Origin of the sequence: Pseudonocardia sp. UM4_GMWB1, from assembly GCF_017312155.1 — a bacterium.
Taxonomy (GTDB): Bacteria; Actinomycetota; Actinomycetes; order Mycobacteriales; family Pseudonocardiaceae; genus Pseudonocardia; species Pseudonocardia alni.
On record NZ_QJPN01000001.1, the window covers coordinates 3,645,261 to 3,662,249 of the forward strand.

Sequence of the window (16,989 nt, forward strand, 5' to 3'; positions counted from 1 at the left end):
GTTGTGGGGGGGCCCGGGGCACCGCATGATCGGGGAACGTCCGGGTTCAGCCGCCAGCTCGCACGGTTCCGCCCCACGAGCCTCGGAGCGTGTCGACCCATGACCCCGCCCGCCTTCCACCGGTGACCGCCCGGATCGCGCTCATCGCCTCCGCCCGCTACCCGATCCGTGAACCGTTCCCGGGAGGGCTCGAGGCGCACACCGCCGGGCTCGCGTCCCGGCTGCGACGCCGCGGTCACGACGTGACCGTCTTCGGCGCGCCCGGTTCCGACCCCGGACTGCGGGTGCGGGAGATGGCGGTGCTGCCTCCCATCTCGCGTGCCGCCCGCAGCGACGTCGGCATGCCGCCGGAGTGGTTCCTCGCCGAGCACCACTCCTACCTGGAGCTGCTGCTGGCGCTCTCGCGCGAACACGGCCGCTACGACGTGGTGCACAACAACTCCCTGCACTACCTGCCGCTGGCGCTGGCCGACACGCTCGACGCCCCCGTCCTGACCACGCTGCACACGCCGCCGACGCCGTGGATGGAGTCCGCGGTGCGGCTCGGCGACCCGCAGCGGCTGCGGTTCGCCGCGGTCAGCGCGCACACCGCCCGCGCCTGGGCGCCGACCGGTGCCCGCGCGACGGTGGTCCGCAACGGGGTCGACACCGCGGCCTGGGAGTACGGGCCGGGCGGTGGGGTCCCGGTGTGGTCGGGCCGCGTCGTCCCGGAGAAGGGCCCGGTGGAGGCGATCCGGGCGGCGCGGCTGGCCGGGACCGGGCTGCGCCTGGCCGGGCCGTGCCCGGACCGGGCGTTCTTCGACTCCTGCGTCGCCCCGCTGCTCGGTGACGGCGTCGACTACCTCGGCCACCTCGACCACCGGGCGCTGGCCCGCCTGGTCGGGGACGCGACCGTCGCCGTCGTGTCGCCGTGCTGGGACGAGCCCTACGGCCTGGTCGTCGCCGAGGCGCTGGCGTGCGGCACCCCGATCGCCGGGTTCGCCCGGGGTGCGCTGCCCGAGATCGTCGATCCGCTCAGCGGGGTGCTGGCCGAGCCCGGCGACGTCGAGGCGCTGGCCGAGGCGATCCGCGCGGCATCGCTGCTCTCGCGCACCGACGCCCGCAGGCACGCCGAGGCGACCTGCTCGGCCGAGGTGATGATCGACGGTTACGAGCGGCTCTACCGGGCCCTGGCCGCGGTATGACCGGCGGCACCGGCCCGGGCGCCACGTCCGGCACGATCGTCTACTACGTGCACCACCACGGCAGCGGGCACGCCCACCGCGCCGCCGCGATCGCCGCGCACTGCCGCACCCCGGTCGTCGGGGTCGGGTCCCGGCCCGCCCCGTACGGCTGGCCAGGCGCCTGGCACGAGCTGCCCCTGGACACCGGCGGCGGCGACACCGCCGGTGGTGACACGGCCGACACCGCCGACGTGACCGCGGGCGGGACGCTGCACTGGGTACCCCGCCACCACGACGGTCTGCGCGCCCGGACCGCCGCGGTCTCGGCGCTGCTCGCCGCGGGCCCGGCCCGGCTGCTCGTCGCCGACGTGTCGGTGGAGATCGCGCTGCTGGCCCGGCTGCACGGGGTGCCGGTCGCCGTCGTCGCGCAGCCCGGGGAACGGCTGGACCGGGCGCACCGCACCGTCTACGACCTGGCGGAGGTCCTGCTCGCGCCGTGGCCCGCCGATCCGCCGCGGCCGTGGCGCCCGGAGCTGACCGGCCGGACGGTGCACCTGGGCGGCCTGTCCCGCTACGACGACCGCACCGCCCGCCCGGGTCCGGGCCGTCGCCGGGTGCTGGTCCTGACCGGCAGCGGCGACGGCGGCGCCGACCCGGCCGCACTCGCCGCCGCGGCGTCCGCCACCCCGGACTGGACCTGGCGGGTCGCCGGCGGCCTGACCGGCGCGCTGCGCGACGCCCCGCCGAACCTCGCCTGCGCCGGGTGGACGGGCGAGGTGTGGGCCGAACTGCAGGACGCCGACGTCGTCGTCGGGCACGCCGGGCAGAACGTCGTCGCCGAGATCGCCGCCGCCCGCCGCGCCGCCGTCATCGTCCCGGCCGAGCGTCCCTACGGCGAGCAGGTCGCCACCGGCGCGGTGCTGCGGGCGGCCGGGCTCGCGACGGTCCGCGACCGCTGGCCCGCACCGGCCGACTGGCCCGGGGTGCTCGACGAGGCGGTGTCCCGCGGCGGGGCGGGCTGGTCGCGCTGGTCCGACGGGCGGGCCGCGGAACGCGCGGCCGCGGTGCTCGACGGGATCGCCGCGTGAGCGCGCCCGGAGCGCGTGTCGCCGTGGTCACCGTGGTCCGCGGCCGCGCCGGCCACCTCGCCCGCCAGCGCCGGGTGCTCGCCGCGGGGCCGCCGGTGACCCACGTCGTCGTCGGGATGGGGGCGGAGCCCGCCACCGCCGGTGCGGGCCCGCCGACCCGGGTGCTCACCGTGCCCGCGCCGGGGCCGTTGCCGCTGGCGGCGGCGCGCAACGCCGGGGCGGGCGCCGCGCTCGCCGGCGGGGCGACGCTGCTGGTGTTCCTCGACGTCGACTGCCTGCCCGGGGACGGCCTGGTCGACGGCTACCTCCGCGCCGCGGCACGACGCCCGGACGCACTGCTGTGCGGGCCGGTCACCTACCTGCCGGCGGGGGTGCTGCCGGAACGGGACCTGTACCGTCACACCGACCCGCACCCGGCGCGCCCGGCGCCGGCCGACGGGGCGCTGGTCGCCGAGCCGCGCCGGGAGCTGTTCTGGTCGCTGTCGTTCGCCGTCACCGCCGACGCGTGGCGGGCCGGCGGCGGGTTCTGCGAGGACTACGCCGGCTACGGCGGCGAAGACACCGACTTCGCGCTCTCCTGCGGGCTGGACCTGGTGTGGGTGGGCGGGGCGCACGCGTACCACCAGCACCATCCGCCGGCCCGGACCGACCCGGCCCGGATCGCCGAGATCGTCGGCAACGCCCGGCTGTTCCACGACCGCTGGGGGTGGTGGCCCATGGCGGGCTGGCTGCGCGAGCTGCACGCGACGGGCGCAGTGGAGTTCGACCCGGTGCGTGACGTGTTGCGGGTCGGGTGAGACCGGCCGGAGCGACGTCCGGGCGAGCGGCAGCGGCCGACCGTCTCAGCGCGGGGTCACTCCGGGCCCTGGGAGCGCAGTTCCTCCACCCGTCCCATCGCCTCGCGCAGGTCGGTCAGCCACTCGTCGGCGTGCCGGCCGACCAGCCGCACCGACCAGGCCAGCGCGTCCGACCGGGACCGGGCCACGCCGGCGTCGACGAGGGTGTCGAGCACCGCCCGCTCGGGCTGACGCAGCCGGGTCATCACCGGCACCGAGATCGTCGTGAACAGCTCGCGCGTCCCGCCGACCCGCGCGCCCCAGGCGACCTTGCGCCGGTAGCGGCTCTCGGCCTCGCGGGCGATCTCGATCCGCCGGTCCCGGGTCTCCTCGCGGAACCGCGAGATCCGCCCGGTCTCGGCGGCCGCGGCGTCGGCCCGTCCCGCATCGGTGTCGGGGTGGTCGCCGCCCGGCGGGGGCAGCTCCCCCACCACGACGATCTCGTCCCGGTCGACCGTCACCTCCGGCGCGCCGGTGAACCACCCGTCGGGCAGCCGTCCGGTGAACCACGCCGCGGCGTCGTCGGCCGGGGGGAGGTCGGCCTGCTGCCAGCCGCCCCGTCCGCGTCCTCGTCCTGTCATCGCGCACCTCCCGCATCGATGATTACAGGATTACACCGTAATGAGCTGGGACGCCAGCAGGACGGCGCCGAGGGTCACCATCGCGGCGCCCGCGACCCGGGACACGACGCGCGCCGCGGCGGGCCGCGCGGCCAGGACGGTGCGGGCGCCGACGCCCACGCCGGTGTAGACGAGGGCACAACCCAGCACGTGCACCAGGCCGAGCAGGAGGATCTGCCCGCCGACGGGGACCGCGGCGGCCGGGTCGGTGAACTGCGGCAGCAGCGCCAGGAACAGCAGCAGCGCCTTCGGGTTGAGCCCGCTGACCCCGGCGCCGCGGACCAGGTCTCCGAGCCCGGACCCGCCGCCGTCCACGGCCGCGGCGGCGGGGCCGGCCGGGCGGAGCAGCGTCGTCGCGCCGAGCACCAGCAGGTAGGCGGCACCGACGGCGGTCAGCACGGTGAGGACCTCCGGCCGGCGCGCGACGACCGCCGCGATCCCGGCCGCGACGAGCGCGGCGAGTGCCAGGTGCCCGCTGAGCAGACCTGCCAGCGACGGCAGCAGCGTCCGCCCGCGCAGCCCCGCGCGGATCATGTACGCCCAGTCCGCGCCGGGTGTCAGGACCAGCAGCAACGACAGGCCGGAGAACCCCAGCACGCTTCCGATCGGCATGCCCCGACGCTAGGCAGGATGCGCCGACAGGTGTTCCCGATGTTCCCATCACACGCCCCGTGTGGTGCAAGAATCCCCTCCGTGGACGCGATTGACCGGAAAATTCTTGCCGAGCTGCAGTCCGACGGACGTCTGACCGTCACCGAGCTGGCCGAACGGGTGCGGCTGTCGGTGTCGCCGTGCCACCGCAGGCTGCGCGCCCTGGAGTCCTCCGGGGCGATCGCGGGCTACCGCGCCCACCTCGACGCGCACCGGCTCGGCCTGGGCTTCGACGCGCTGGTGTTCGTGACCATGCACGAGGCGGTGCAGGACACGGTGCAGGCGTTCGAGTCGGCCGTCGAGGACATCGAGCAGGTCGTCGCCGCGCAGCGGCTGTTCGGCGACCCGGACTACCTGCTGCGGATCATCACCCGGGACCTGCCCGCGTTCCAGCGGCTCTACGACGAGCGCCTCACCACCCTGCCCGGGGTGCAGCGGCTGTCCTCGACGCTGGTGATGAAGGACGTCGTCGCCGGCCGGGGGCTGCCGCTGGAGCACGGGCTCGCCCCCGGCCGGGCCGGGTGAGACGCTGGCGCCCGACCAGCTGAGAAGGGCCGATCATGACGAGCACGTTGCAGAAGACGCTCCACCACTGGGTCGCGGGAGCGCGGGTCGAGGGCACCTCCGGGCGGACGTCCGAGGTCACCGACCCGGCCACCGGCGAGGTCACCGCGCACCTGCCCCTCGCGAGCGCCGACGAGGCCGCCGAGGTGATCGCCGCCGCGAAGGCCGCGTTCCCGGCCTGGCGCGACACCTCGCTGACCACGCGCACCCAGATCCTGTTCCGCTTCCGCGAGCTGCTCGACGCCCGCGCCCCGGAGCTGGCCGCGCTGATCACCGCCGAGCACGGCAAGGTGCTCTCCGACGCCGCGGGCGAGGTCGCGCGCGGCCAGGAGGTCGTCGAGTTCGCCTGCGGGATGCCGCACCTGCTCAAGGGCTCGGCGACCGAGAACGCCTCCACCGGCGTCGACGTGCACTCGGTCCGCCAGCCGCTGGGCGTCGTCGGGATCATCAGCCCGTTCAACTTCCCGGCGATGGTCCCGATGTGGTTCTTCCCGGTCGCGATCGCCACCGGCAACACCGTGGTGCTCAAGCCCTCGGAGAAGGTGCCCTCCGCCGCGCTCTGGATCGCCGAGCTGTGGTCCGAGGCCGGCCTGCCCGACGGCGTGTTCAACGTCCTCAACGGGGACAGGACCGCCGTCGACGCGCTGCTGACCAGCCCGGACGTCAAGTCCGTCAGCTTCGTCGGCTCCACCCCGATCGCCCGCTACGTCTACGAGACCGGCACCGCGCACGGCAAGCGCGTCCAGGCGCTCGGCGGGGCGAAGAACCACATGGTCGTGCTGCCCGACGCCGACCTCGACCTCGCCGCCGACCAGGCGGTCAACGCCGGGTTCGGCTCCGCGGGCGAACGCTGCATGGCCGTCTCCGCGCTCGTGGCCGTCGGCGCCATCGCCGACACCCTGGTCTCGAAGATCGCCGACCGGGCCCGCGCCCTGCGCACCGGCGACGGCCGCCGCTCCTGCGACATGGGCCCGCTGGTCACGCGGGCCGCCCAGGAGCGGGTGTCGGGCTACATCGACGCCGGCGAGTCCGAGGGCGCCACCGTCGTCGTCGACGGCAGGCAGGGCGAGTTCGACGCCGACGGGTCCGGCTTCTTCGTCGGCCCCACCCTGCTCGACCACGTCGGCACCGACATGACCGTCTACACCGACGAGATCTTCGGCCCGGTGCTGTCGGTGGTGCGCGTCGAGACCTACGCGCGCGCCGTCGAGCTGATCAACGCCAACCCCTACGGCAACGGCACCGCGATCTTCACCAACGACGGCGGCGCCGCCCGCTGCTTCCAGAACGAGGTCGAGGTCGGCATGATCGGCATCAACGTGCCGGTGCCCGTGCCGATGGCCTACTACAGCTTCGGCGGCTGGAAGAACTCGCTGTTCGGCGACACCCACGCGCACGGCACCGAGGGCGTGCACTTCTTCACCCGGGGCAAGGTCGTCACCACCCGCTGGCTCGACCCGAGCCACGCCGGGCTGAACCTCGGCTTCCCGACCAACACCTGAGGTCACCCGGCGCCGGTGCATCCGGACACCGTCCGCGGCCGTCCGTCCGGCACACCGACGTACAGCACGATCGCGGGCAGCCGCGGGCGTTCGCCGGAGCAGCTCGGGGGCAGGGTTCCGCGGCCGACCCGCCCCGTCCGCGGCGCCCGACCACGCGGTCCGGGGCCGCACGTGTGAGCGCGGCCGCCGGAGGTACCCCTTCCGCATGACCTCCTTCCTGGGACGACTGGTGGACCGGCTGCGCGGACGCGGCCCGGCCGAGGACGTCGAGCCCGACCCGAACCTGGCCAACTCCCGCGAGACCGGCGGCCTGCCCCGGGAGGACGGCGACTCGGCGTCCACCACCGGCACCGGCGCGTCGGGCGAGTTCGTGGGCCGCGTCGCCGGGCGCGACGAGGGCTACGCTGGCCGGACCGGCGCCGAGGCCCGCGCGGAGGCGCTCGCCGAGGAACACCGCGAGGACGAGGCCCGCTGACCGGTCCCCCGGTCCCGGGACCGGACCCGGGGGCGGTGCCGGGCTCAGGGGGTGAAGAGCACCTTCACCGCACCGTCGGTCTTGTCCTGGAACATCGAGTAGGCCTGGGCGGCCTCCTCCAGCGGCATCCGGTGGGTGGCGAAGTGGTCGACGCCGAGCGGGTCGTCGTCACCGAGCAGCGGGAGCAGGTCGGGGACCCAGCGCCACACGTTGGCCTGCCCCATCCGCATCTGCACCTGCTTGTCGAACAGGGTGAGCAGCGGCAGCGGGGTGGCGCTGCCGCCGTAGACCCCCGACAGGGAGATCGTGCCGCCCCGGCGCACCGCGCCGATCGCCAGCTCCAGCGCCGCGGTGCGGTCGCTGCCCGCGGTCTTCATGACCGTGCGGCCCAGCCCGGAGGGCATCGCGGCCACCACCTTCTGGGCGGCGGCCGCGACCGGGGACCCGTGGGCCTCCATGCCGACCGCGTCGATGACAGCGTCGGCGCCACGGCCCCTGGTCATCGACCGGATCGCGCCGAGCACCTCGTCGTCGCCGTGGCTCAGGTCCAGCGCCGGGATCCCACGCGCCTCGACCCGGGCCAGGCGCTCGGGCACGAGGTCGACACCGACCACCTGCCGCACGCCCAGGTGGGCGGCGATCCGGGTGCACATGTCCCCGATCGGTCCGAGCCCCAGCACCACCAGCGTCCCGTCGGCGGGGGTCGCGGCGTACTGCACGGCCTGGTACGCCGTCGGCAGCACGTCGGACAGGAACAGGAACCGGTCGTCCGGCGGCCCCTGGGGCACCCGGATCGGCAGCGAGTTGCCGAACGGCACCCGCAGGTACTCGGCCTGGCCGCCGGGCACCTGGCCGTAGAGCGCGGTGTAGCCGAACAGGGACGCGCCGGTCCCCTGCTCGCGGTTCTGCGTGGTCTCGCACTGGGACTGCAGGCCGCGCTCGCACATCCAGCAGTGCCCGCAGCTGACGTTGAACGGAATCACGACGCGGTCGCCGACCGACAGCTCGGTGACGGCGGGCCCCACCTCGGCCACCACACCCATCGGCTCGTGGCCGAGGACGTCGCCGGGCGACAGGAACGGAGTGAGCACCTCGTAGAGGTGCAGGTCGGAGCCGCACAGGCCGGAGCTGGTGATCTGCACGACCACGTCGTCAGGCTGTTCGACGACCGGGTCGGGGACGGTGTCCACCCGGACGTCGCGGCGGCCGTGCCAGGTCAGGGCACGCATGGGGTCCTCCTCGGTGTCGCCGGTGGTGCGGGCGCCCGGCTACCCGGGCGCCTCCCGGTGAAACCGGCATGGGCGTCCGGCCGGCGGGTAGGCGTCGGCGGTCGCACCCCCACCACCGGAGGACCGCCATGGAGCCCCAGCCCGTCACCGAGGACCCGGCCGGTCCGGACGGCGGCGTCACGAACCGCCTCGAGCCGTACGTCGCCTGGCTCGCGACACAGATCGGCGACGAGGAGACGCGGCGCCGCTACCGCGAGGTCGCCGAGGCGTTCCTGCGTTTCTCCGCCGCGGACCGGGGTGCGCCGGGGACCCGTGGCCGGCGGTTCGTCGTCGCCCACCGCGACCGGGCCGCCCCGGAGACCACGCGGGCCGCGATGGACCGCCTGGTCGAGTACGACGCCGTCGTGCGGTGCACGCTCCCCTTCGACGCCTGAGGCGGCGGCCGCGGCACCGCGCGCCCGCCCCCCGTCCGCCTCACCGCGGCCCGCGGGCGGCGCCGTGCCCGCCGGACCGGTCGCCGTCACCGGCCGGCTCGTCGCTCCACGCCGCCGGGCCCCTGTCCTCGGTGCCCACGTCGTCGGTGCCCGCGTGCACGCTGCGGTCGCGCAGCCCCGTCACCCGGCGGCCCGCGGCCTCCACCCCGCGCTGGAGACCCGCGTACGGGGCGTCGCTGAACGCGCGTCCGAACACGGCGACCGCGCCCAGCACCAGCAGCAGGACCCCCACCAGCACCGAACCGGCGTTGGTGGCGAACGGCCCGGCCGGGACCAGCCGGAACACGCCGGTCAGGAGTCCGAGCAGGACCTCGGCGGCGCCCAGGAGCATGAGCACCACCCCGAAGCCCCGCGCCCAGGGCAGCCGCGTGGCGCACGGCAGTCCCGCCACGCCGAGGACGAGGTGCACCAGGTCGCGCAGCGGGTCCACCCCGATGCCCAGCAGCTCCCCGCTCGCCGCGGGCAGCCCGGGAAGGCCGCTGTAGCGGAACCCGAGGAGCCCGTAGAGCAGGAGCAGGAACGCCGCGAGGACCACCAGCAGCTGCGGCCAGGGGAACACCGCGTGGCCGTGGGAGTGGTGCTGGGACTGGGTGGGCATACTCGTCCTCCGGGTCGTGCGGCACCGGTCGGCCCGGCATGACGGCGCGGCTACCCGCCCATCGGCAGCGGATGCCGATCGTGACGGGCATGACCTCCGCGGGCCCGGATGGCACGGTGCACGGCGCCCCGCGCGGGCCGCCGGCACGGGAGGGGGAACCGGGTGACCGAACGGGTCGACGCCGTCGTGGTCGGGGCCGGGCACAACGGCCTCGTCGCGGCGAACCTGCTCGCCGACGCCGGCTGGGACGTCCTGGTCTGCGAGGCCGCCGAGGCGCCGGGCGGCGCCGTCCGCTCGGCGGAGATCACCGCGCCGGGCTTCGTCAGCGACCTGGCCAGCGCGTTCCACCCGCTCGGCGCCGCCTCACCGGTGCTGCGCGAGCTCGACCTCGGCGCGCACGGGCTGCAGTGGCGCCACGCCCCCACCGTCCTCGCCCACCCCACCCCCGACGGCCGGTGCGCGGTGCTGCACCGCCGCCTCGACGACACCGCCGCCGCGCTCGACGACGACCACCCCGGCGACGGCGACGCCTGGCGCGCGCTGGTCGCGCAGTGGGACCGGATCGGCGACGACGTCGTCGCCGCCGCACTGCGCCCGTTCCCACCGGTCCGGCCGGCATCGCGGCTCCTGCGCACGCTCGGCACCGGCGACGCCCTGCGGCTGGCCCGGATGCTGGTGCAACCGGTGGCGCGGATGGCCCAGGAGCACTTCGGGGGCCGGGCCGCCCCGCTGCTGCTGGCGGGCAACGCCCTGCACACCGACCTCGGGCCGGACTCCGCGGCGGGCGCCGCCTACGGCTGGCTGCTGGCGATGCTCGGCCAGCGTGTCGGCTTCCCGGTCCCGGCGGGCGGGGCCGGGGCCCTGACCGGTGCGCTCGTCGCCCGCCTGACGGCCCGCGGCGGGCGGATCGACTGCGGACGGCCGATCCGGACCGTCCTGGTCGGACCGTCCGGCCGGGCCTCCGGCGTCGTGGACGCGGCCGGCCAGCGGGTCCTCGCCCGCCGGGCGGTGCTCGCCGATGTCGACGCGCCCCGCCTCTACCGCGACCTCGTCGGGGAGGAGCACCTGCCGGCCCGCTTCGTCGCCGACCTCGCCCGGTTCGACTGGGACTTCTCCACCGTCAAGCTGGACTGGGCGCTCGACGGACCGGTGCCGTGGACCGCGCCGGGTGCCCGGTCGGCGGGCACCGTGCACCTCGGCGCCGACGTCGACGGCCTGCGCCGCTACTCCGCCGACCTGACCGCCGGCCGGCTGCCCGGCGACCCGTTCCTGCTGTTCGGGCAGATGACCACGGCCGACCCGACCCGCTCCCCGCCCGGCACCGAGTCCGCCTGGGCCTACACCCACGTGCCGCGCGGCCTGGGATGGGGCCGCGACGAGGTGCTGCGCTGGGCCGACCGGATGCAGCAGGTCGTCGAGGACCACGCGCCCGGGTTCGGGTCGAGGGTGCTGGCCCGCGCCGTCGCCGGGCCCGCGGACCTGCAGGGCCGCGACGGCAACCTCGTCGACGGGGCGATCACCGCGGGCACCTCCGCGGTGCACCAGCAGCTGGTGTTCCGCCCGGTGCCGGGCCTGGGGCGCGCCGACACCCCGGTGCCGGGGCTGTTCCTGGCCGGGGCGTCGGCGCACCCGGGCGGCGCGGTGCACGGCGGGCCCGGCGCCAACGCGGCGCGGGCCGCGCTGGCCGCGTCCGGGGCGACCGGGGTGCTCTACCGCGGCGCGGTGCGGTTCGCCCACCGGCGGCTGTACGGCTGAGCCCCACCCGGCGGTCGGGTTTGGACCCGCCGGGACCGGACATACGGCAGTCCGTGAGCCTCGACCACCGACCCGACGTCCCCGGCGCCGACCACCGGGGTGGCCGATCCGGGCCCGCCACCGGCGTCCTGGACCCGGTGCCCGCACCCGCAGGCCCCGCCGAGCCGTTCCCGGGCGGGGCCGGGGCCACGCTCGCTGCCGCCGTCGCCGCCGGTGAGCTCGACCTCCCGCTGCCCGGTTCCGGGGCGACCGCGACCCGGTGGGCGCGGCTGGCCCGGATCGCACGACGCGACCTGCCGGTCGCGCGGCTGGCCGAGGGGCACGCCGACGCCGTCGCGATCCTCGCCGACCACCACCGCTCCCCCGTCCCGGGCGCCGGCTACGGGGTGTGGGCGTCGCGGTCCGGCGGCGGGGCCCGGCTCGACGGCGGCCACGACGGGCTGCGCCTGTCGGGCACCGTGCGGTTCTGCTCGGGCACCCACCTGCTCGACCGGGCACTCGTCGTCGCCGGGGCCGGGGACGGCACCCGGCTCGTGGACCTGGACCTGCGCGCCCCGCAGGTGGAACGGGTGACGGCCTGGCGGGCCGCCGGGATGGCCGCCAGCGACACCCACGACGTCGTCCTGCACGAGGTGCCCGTGCCGGCCGAGGCCGTGGTCGGCGGACCGGACGCCTACACCGACCGCCCCGGGTTCGCCCACGGCGGCGCCGGGGTCGCCGCGGTGTGGCTGGGCGCGGCCGCCGCGATCGTCGACCACGTCGCGGCGCCGCTGCGGACCGCCGACCCGGACCCGCACCGGCTGGCCGCGCTCGGGGCGGTGCACGCCGCCGTCGCCGCCGCGGACGCCCTGCTCGCCGTCACCGCCGCCCGGATCGACGCCGACCCCGCCACCGCCCACCACGACGCGGTGGCCACCGTGCGGGCCACGGTCGAGCGGGCGTGCCGGACCGTGCTCGACGCCGCCCCGGAGATCGCCGGGGTCGCCGTGCTGGCCGGGTCGCCGCTGCTCACCGCACGCCTCGCGGACCTGCAGATCTACCTGCGCCAGCACCACGGCGGACGCGACCTCGCCGCCCTCGGGCGCGCCCTGGTCACCCCGGCGACCTGATGGAGCCCGTGCAGTCCCCGGACGTCTGGGAGGACGCGGCCGTGACCCTCGCCCGGCGCGGGCTCGACCCGTCGTCGTTCGGCCGCCTGGTCGTGGTGTGCGCCCACCCCGACGACGAGACCCTCGGCGCGGCCGGGCTCATGCGCGGGGTCGTCGCCGCAGGCGGCACCGTCGAGGTCGTCCTGGCCAGCGACGGGGAGGCCGCCCTGCCCGAGGTCGGGTCGATCGACCGGGCCGGGCTGGCCCGCACCCGCCGCGCCGAACTCGACGCGGCGCTGGCCGAGCTGGGCGTGCCCGCGACGGTGCACCGGCTCGGGCTGCCCGACTCGGCGCTGCGCGAGGACCAGCTCGTCGGCCCCCTGACCGGGCTGCTCGCCGATGCCGACGCGTGGGCGAGCCCGTGGCGCGGCGACCCGCACCCCGACCACGCCGCGGTCGGCCGGGCCTGCCCGGCGGCGGCCCCGGTGACCGCGCACGGTTTCGGGTTCCCGATCTGGGCCCGCACCCGGATCGCGCCGACCGATCCCGGCGTGCCGTGGGACCACGCCCACCGGCTGACGCTGTCCGCCGACGACCGGGACGCCAAGCGCCGCGCGATCGCCGCACACGCGTCGCAGTCCGCGGTGCCACGCGGCGGGACCCGCGCGGTGCTGTCCCCGGCGACGCTCGCCCACTTCCACGGCGGTCACGAGGTCTACTTCCGGGAGCCGCCGCCCTCGGGGGCGCCGCCGGAGCTGTTCGCCGGGCTCTACCGCGACAACGCCGACCCCTGGGCCGTGCGCACGTCGTTCTACGAGCGGCGCAAGCGCGACGTGCTGCTGGCCTGCCTACCGCGGGAGCGCTACGCGCTGGCCGCCGAGCCGGCCTGCGGGCTCGGCGAGCTGACCCGTGACCTGGCGGCGCGCTGCGACCGGGTGGTGGCCTCCGACGTGGTCGACGAGGCCGTCGCCGCCACCACCGGCGCCCTCGGCGGGATTCCGGGCGTCGAGGTCGTGGCGGCCGACGTCGACGACGACCGGGCGGTCCCCGGCGGCGTCGACCTCGTGGTCCTCGCCGAGTTCCTCTACTACCTGCCCGCCGCGCGGGTGGGCGCCGTGCTCGACCGCATCGCGGGCGCGCTGGTGCCGGGCGGCGACCTGGTGCTGGTGCACTGGCGGCAGTGGCCCGCCGAGGCGCCCGCCGACGCCGCCACCGTGCACGCGCGGGTGGTGGCCGACGACCGCTTCGACACCCTCGTCGAGCACACCGACGAGCAGTTCCTCCTGCACGTGGTCCGGCGCCGGTGAGCCGGACCATGCGGCCGGGTGCCGCACCGTCCGCCGCGGGCGTGCTCGTCCCCGCCCACGACGAGGAGGGCACCATCACCGCCTGCGTCCGGTCCGTGCTGACCGCCCTCGACCACGCGCCCGGGCTCACCGCGCGGGCGCTGTGCGTGGTCGCCGACCGCTGCTCCGACGCCACCGCCGCGCTCGCCCGGGCCGCCGCCGCGACGCACCCGGCCGCGGACCGGGTGCGGGTGACGGTGCTCGAGCCCACCGCCGGGGTGGCCCCGCTGCCCGGCTGCCGGTCCGCGCCGCGGCCGCACGAGGTCGCCGGGCCGGTCACGATCGGCGCAGTCCGCGAACTCGCCGCCGTCACCCTGGCCGCGCTGCTGGCCGCCGACGGCGCCGCCCCGGCGACGACCTGGCTTCTCGGCACCGACGCCGACGGCACCGTGGCCCCCGGCTGGGTCGCCGCACACCTGGCGCTGGCCGCGGCCGGCGCCGACGCCGTCGCCGGTGGGGTGGTGCTCGACGTGCCCGGGCTGCCGCGCCCGCCCGGGGAGCCCGCGCCGCCCGAGCACCCGGTGTACGGCGCGAACCTGGGTGTGCGCGCCGATGCGTGGGCCGCGGTGGGCGGGTTCCCGCCGCTGGCCTGCGGCGAGGACCACGGGCTCGTCGCCCGGCTGCGGGCCGGCGGCTACCGGGTCGTCGCGGGTGCGCCCGCGACGGTGCGGACCAGCGCCCGCACCCGCGGCCGGGCCCGTGGCGGGCTCGCCGACCTGCTGCGCGACGCCGGTGCGGCGGCCCTCCCGCAGGCCGGGCCGGGTCAGGCCGGGCCGGGTGTCGGCGCGGGTGGGGCGGGGAGGCCGGTCGCCTGAGCGTGGCCGCCGGGGTCAGCGCGGCGGCTCGTCGAAGTCGTCGGGCGTGGCGGTGTCGAGGAACCGGCGGAACGCCTCCAGCTGGCCGGAGCCGCTGCCCAGCCCCTCGACCACGACCGTCGACGGGTCGACCCCAGCCACGGTCAGCACCGCGTCGGCGACGACGATGTCGGCGCCGAGCAGCAGCGCCAGCACCACCGCGTCGCTGGTGCGCGAGTCGACGCGGGTGCCGTCGTCGAGGTCGAGCTCGGCGTGGAACACCGCGTCGCGCAGGGTGTGCACGCGGACCCGGACCAGGCGGCGGCCCGCGGCGCGCAGCACGGCGCCGATCAGGCGGTGGGTACCGGGGCGGGCGCTCTGCACCCCCTCCAGCGCGGCCGCCGCGGCCAGCGCCTCGGCCTCCCCCACCGCGACGACGACGATCCGCCCCGACCCGGACGTCTCCTCCAGCAGGACGACCCGGTCGGTCGTGGCCGCGTCGGTGCCGACGGCCTTCACCCGTACCTGCGGCATCTGCGCACATCCCGTCCTCGGTGTCGCACGGGGTACCCGCCGGGCGCCGGACCACACCCGCGCGGCGCGCGGAGTCCGACCTCACCGGCCGGCGCCGCGTGGACGCCGGGCGCGTGGGTACCCCGCGCGGATGACGACCCCCGACACCGCGGTGATCGACGTCGACGGCACGCTCGTCGACACCAACTACCACCACACCATCGCCTGGTCCCGCGCCCTGCGCCGGTTCGACGTCACGGTGCCGCTGTGGCGGCTGCACCGTGCGGTCGGGATGGGCGGGGACCAGCTGGTCCCCGCCGTCGCCGGTCAGGGGTTCGAGGACACCCACGGCGACGACGCCCGCGCCGCCTGGAAGGAGGAGTTCGACCCGCTGCTCGGCGAGGTCGTCGCCCTGCCCGAGGCGGCGGAACTGCTCGTCGACCTGCGCGACGGGTTCGGGATGAAGGTGGTGCTGGCCAGCTCGGGCGATCCCGAGCACGTCGAGGCCTACCTGGACCTGTTCGACGGACGCACCCTCGCCGACGCCTGCCTCACCCGGTCCGACGCGCGCCGCACCAAGCCCGACCCGGATCTGGTCAGGGCGGCGGTGCGCCGGGTCGCCGGGTCGACCGCGTTCGTCCTGGGCGACTCCGAGTGGGACGTGCGCGCCGCCGCTGCCGCCGGGCACCCCGCCTACGCGGTGCGCACCGGCGGAGCGGGTGTCGACGAGCTGACCGCGGCAGGCGCCGTCGAGGTCCTCACCGACCTCGCCGCGGTGCGGCAGGCGATCCCGCGGATCCTGCGCGGCTGACCCGGGACCGGGCCGGCAGCATCGGTGCGGGCCGTGGTCGCGTCCCGCGACGGGCAGGACGGGAGCATCGCATGTCGATCATCGCCGTCGAGGAGCACTGGACCTCCCCCGCGCTGGACGCGGCGCTGGCCGCCCTGCCGGCGCACCGTCGGGACCCGAGCACGGCCCTCAACGACATCGGCGACCACCTCGCGCAGCTGCACGACCTCGGCGCGGGCCGGCTCGCCGCGATGGACGCCCAGGGCGTCGACCTGCAGGTGCTCTCGGTCGCCCCGCCGTCGACCGGACCGCTGGACCCGGCGGACGCGGTCGCGCTGTCCCGCGAGCTCAACGACACCGCCGCCGCGGCCGTCGCCGACCACCCGCGGCGCCTGCGTGCGATGGCGACCCTGCCCACCGCGCACCCGTCGGCGGTCGCGGCCGAGCTGGAACGCGCCGCCGACCGGGGCCTGGTCGGGGCGATGGTCTACGGCCGCAGCGGCGACATCCTGCTCGACGACCCCCGCCTCGACGACCTGTTCGCCGTCGCCGCGGCACGCGCGCTGCCGGTGTTCGTGCACCCGCAGGTCCCGCCGCCCGCCGTGCGCGACGCGTCCTACTCCGGGTTCGGCGACACCACCGACCTGGCGCTCGCGACGTTCGGGTGGGGCTGGCACGTGGAGGCCGCCGTCGCGGTGCTGCGCCTGATCGCCCGCGGCACCTTCGACCGGTACCCCGGCCTGACCGTCGTACTCGGACACTGGGGCGAGCTGCTGCCCTACTGGGCCGACCGCGCGAACGGCGTCGCCCGGGTCGCCGGGCTGGAGCGCTCGGTACCCGAGTACGTGCGCGAGAACATCGTGCTCACCTGCTCGGGGATGCTCGACCCCGCGCACCTGCGGCACGCGCTGGCGGTGACGACGCCCGACCGGCTGCTGTTCTCCACCGACCACCCCTTCCAGCACCCGTCACGGGCGGAGGTCGCGGGGTTCCTCGACGGGTTCGCCGCCGCTGACCGCGACCTGTTCACCGAGGGCAACGCGCGACGGCTGTTCCGCATCGAGGGACCGGTCGGCCCGGACCGGTAGCGGCGGTGGTGTCGTCCGCCACCGGTGTGTCACGCGCCGTACGGGCCCGCGCGGGGTAGGGTGGGACCCGGATCAGATCTGCCGACCGTCCCGGGTGTTCCACGGCCGGGTCGTACGGCGGGTCCCGGACACCGTCGACGGCCTGTGGCGCTTCCCGCAGCCGGACCGCCGACCTCCGTGACTGCGATCCCCCACCGGCCGGTTCGTGGTGCGGAGGGGCCATCCGGCCCTTCGTCATGTCGAGCACGTCCGGCCGCGGCCCCCACGGGACGCGGCCACGGACCGGCGCCGCAGGACGTCGACAGGAGCAGTACGTGGCGCGAGGAGGCAGGCCCCGGACCGGGGCTCGCCAGAGCACCCCCCAGCGACGTCGCCGCACGCGCGGCAACGACGTG

General features: G+C 76.9%; 18 protein-coding genes. 13 read left to right on the plus strand and 5 right to left on the minus strand.

The window, feature by feature from the left end:
• Window positions 1–122: 122 nt before the first annotated feature.
• From DMP15_RS17370 to DMP15_RS17380, 3 genes are read left to right on the plus strand one after another with little or no spacing between them, the layout of a single operon-like run.
• On the plus strand, window positions 123–1,184 hold the full coding sequence (locus DMP15_RS17370) for a glycosyltransferase (RefSeq protein WP_073575082.1): 1,062 nt from the start codon (window positions 123–125) through the stop codon (window positions 1,182–1,184).
• Window positions 1,181–2,251 carry a glycosyltransferase gene (locus DMP15_RS17375; protein ID WP_073575083.1) on the plus strand — a complete coding sequence of 357 codons (1,071 nt, stop codon included), beginning with the start codon at window positions 1,181–1,183 and terminating at the stop codon, window positions 2,249–2,251. Before DMP15_RS17370 ends, DMP15_RS17375 begins: the two co-directional genes overlap by 4 nt.
• A complete protein-coding gene (locus DMP15_RS17380) occupies window positions 2,248–3,048 on the plus strand; it encodes a hypothetical protein (RefSeq protein ID WP_073575084.1) in 801 nt (266 codons plus the stop codon). The genes DMP15_RS17375 and DMP15_RS17380 overlap by 4 nt, the downstream gene beginning before the upstream one ends.
• A 56-nt stretch (window positions 3,049–3,104) precedes the next feature.
• Here DMP15_RS17380 and DMP15_RS17385 read toward each other — a convergent pair whose 3' ends face one another.
• Window positions 3,105–3,668, minus strand: a complete 564-nt coding sequence (locus DMP15_RS17385) for a hypothetical protein (protein WP_073575085.1) — start codon at window positions 3,666–3,668, stop codon at window positions 3,105–3,107.
• 30 nt (window positions 3,669–3,698) lie between these two features.
• The gene (locus tag DMP15_RS17390) at window positions 3,699–4,319 is read right to left on the minus strand and encodes a LysE family translocator (protein WP_073575086.1); all 621 of its coding nucleotides are present in this window, start codon (window positions 4,317–4,319) and stop codon (window positions 3,699–3,701) included.
• An 81-nt stretch (window positions 4,320–4,400) separates the two neighbouring features.
• Here DMP15_RS17390 and DMP15_RS17395 point away from each other — a divergent pair, with 81 nt between their 5' ends.
• The 3 genes from DMP15_RS17395 to DMP15_RS17405 all read left to right on the plus strand — a co-directional run bounded on the left by DMP15_RS17395 (window position 4,401) and on the right by DMP15_RS17405 (window position 6,899).
• Complete coding sequence (locus DMP15_RS17395) at window positions 4,401–4,883, plus strand: Lrp/AsnC family transcriptional regulator (protein WP_073575087.1); 483 nt, start codon at window positions 4,401–4,403, stop codon at window positions 4,881–4,883.
• 35 nt (window positions 4,884–4,918) lie between these two features.
• Complete coding sequence (locus DMP15_RS17400) at window positions 4,919–6,424, plus strand: CoA-acylating methylmalonate-semialdehyde dehydrogenase (RefSeq protein ID WP_337826170.1); 1,506 nt, start codon at window positions 4,919–4,921, stop codon at window positions 6,422–6,424.
• 205 nt (window positions 6,425–6,629) lie between these two features.
• On the plus strand, window positions 6,630–6,899 hold the full coding sequence (locus DMP15_RS17405) for a hypothetical protein (RefSeq protein WP_157818236.1): 270 nt from the start codon (window positions 6,630–6,632) through the stop codon (window positions 6,897–6,899).
• Between the two features lie 44 nt (window positions 6,900–6,943).
• Here DMP15_RS17405 and DMP15_RS17410 read toward each other — a convergent pair whose 3' ends face one another.
• The gene (locus tag DMP15_RS17410; protein WP_073575089.1) at window positions 6,944–8,128 is read right to left on the minus strand and encodes an alcohol dehydrogenase catalytic domain-containing protein; all 1,185 of its coding nucleotides are present in this window, start codon (window positions 8,126–8,128) and stop codon (window positions 6,944–6,946) included.
• 128 nt (window positions 8,129–8,256) lie between these two features.
• Between DMP15_RS17410 and DMP15_RS17415 the strand changes: the two genes are divergently transcribed.
• Window positions 8,257–8,562, plus strand: a complete 306-nt coding sequence (locus tag DMP15_RS17415) for a hypothetical protein (protein ID WP_073575090.1) — start codon at window positions 8,257–8,259, stop codon at window positions 8,560–8,562.
• Window positions 8,563–8,602: 40 nt separating this feature from the next.
• Here DMP15_RS17415 and DMP15_RS17420 read toward each other — a convergent pair whose 3' ends face one another.
• Window positions 8,603–9,220 carry a DUF4383 domain-containing protein gene (locus tag DMP15_RS17420; RefSeq protein ID WP_073575091.1) on the minus strand — a complete coding sequence of 206 codons (618 nt, stop codon included), beginning with the start codon at window positions 9,218–9,220 and terminating at the stop codon, window positions 8,603–8,605.
• Window positions 9,221–9,328: 108 nt separating this feature from the next.
• On the opposite strand from DMP15_RS17420, the gene DMP15_RS17425 reads away from it, so the two are divergent.
• Genes DMP15_RS17425 through DMP15_RS17440 form a run of 4 tightly spaced genes read left to right on the plus strand, consistent with a single transcriptional unit; the run spans window position 9,329 to window position 14,224 of the window.
• The gene (locus DMP15_RS17425; RefSeq protein WP_083658352.1) at window positions 9,329–10,975 is read left to right on the plus strand and encodes a phytoene desaturase family protein; all 1,647 of its coding nucleotides are present in this window, start codon (window positions 9,329–9,331) and stop codon (window positions 10,973–10,975) included.
• 53 nt (window positions 10,976–11,028) lie between these two features.
• Window positions 11,029–12,084: an acyl-CoA dehydrogenase gene (locus tag DMP15_RS17430; RefSeq protein WP_304580086.1), complete on the plus strand. Its 1,056-nt coding sequence runs from the start codon at window positions 11,029–11,031 to the stop codon at window positions 12,082–12,084.
• A gap of 8 nt (window positions 12,085–12,092) precedes the next feature.
• Window positions 12,093–13,370, plus strand: coding sequence for a bifunctional PIG-L family deacetylase/class I SAM-dependent methyltransferase (locus DMP15_RS17435; protein WP_253069581.1), 1,278 nt, complete (start codon window positions 12,093–12,095; stop codon window positions 13,368–13,370).
• A complete protein-coding gene (locus DMP15_RS17440; RefSeq protein WP_139282756.1) occupies window positions 13,367–14,224 on the plus strand; it encodes a glycosyltransferase family 2 protein in 858 nt (285 codons plus the stop codon). The genes DMP15_RS17435 and DMP15_RS17440 overlap by 4 nt, the downstream gene beginning before the upstream one ends.
• A 15-nt stretch (window positions 14,225–14,239) precedes the next feature.
• Here the strand turns inward: DMP15_RS17440 and DMP15_RS17445 are convergent, their stop codons facing one another.
• A complete protein-coding gene (locus DMP15_RS17445; RefSeq protein ID WP_073575093.1) occupies window positions 14,240–14,737 on the minus strand; it encodes a bifunctional nuclease domain-containing protein in 498 nt (165 codons plus the stop codon).
• A gap of 130 nt (window positions 14,738–14,867) precedes the next feature.
• Between DMP15_RS17445 and DMP15_RS17450 the strand changes: the two genes are divergently transcribed.
• Entirely contained in the window at window positions 14,868–15,527 is a 660-nt protein-coding gene (locus tag DMP15_RS17450) for an HAD family hydrolase (protein ID WP_179760020.1), read from the plus strand.
• Window positions 15,528–15,598: 71 nt separating this feature from the next.
• A complete protein-coding gene (locus DMP15_RS17455) occupies window positions 15,599–16,594 on the plus strand; it encodes an amidohydrolase family protein (protein ID WP_073575095.1) in 996 nt (331 codons plus the stop codon).
• Window positions 16,595–16,989 lie beyond the last annotated feature (395 nt).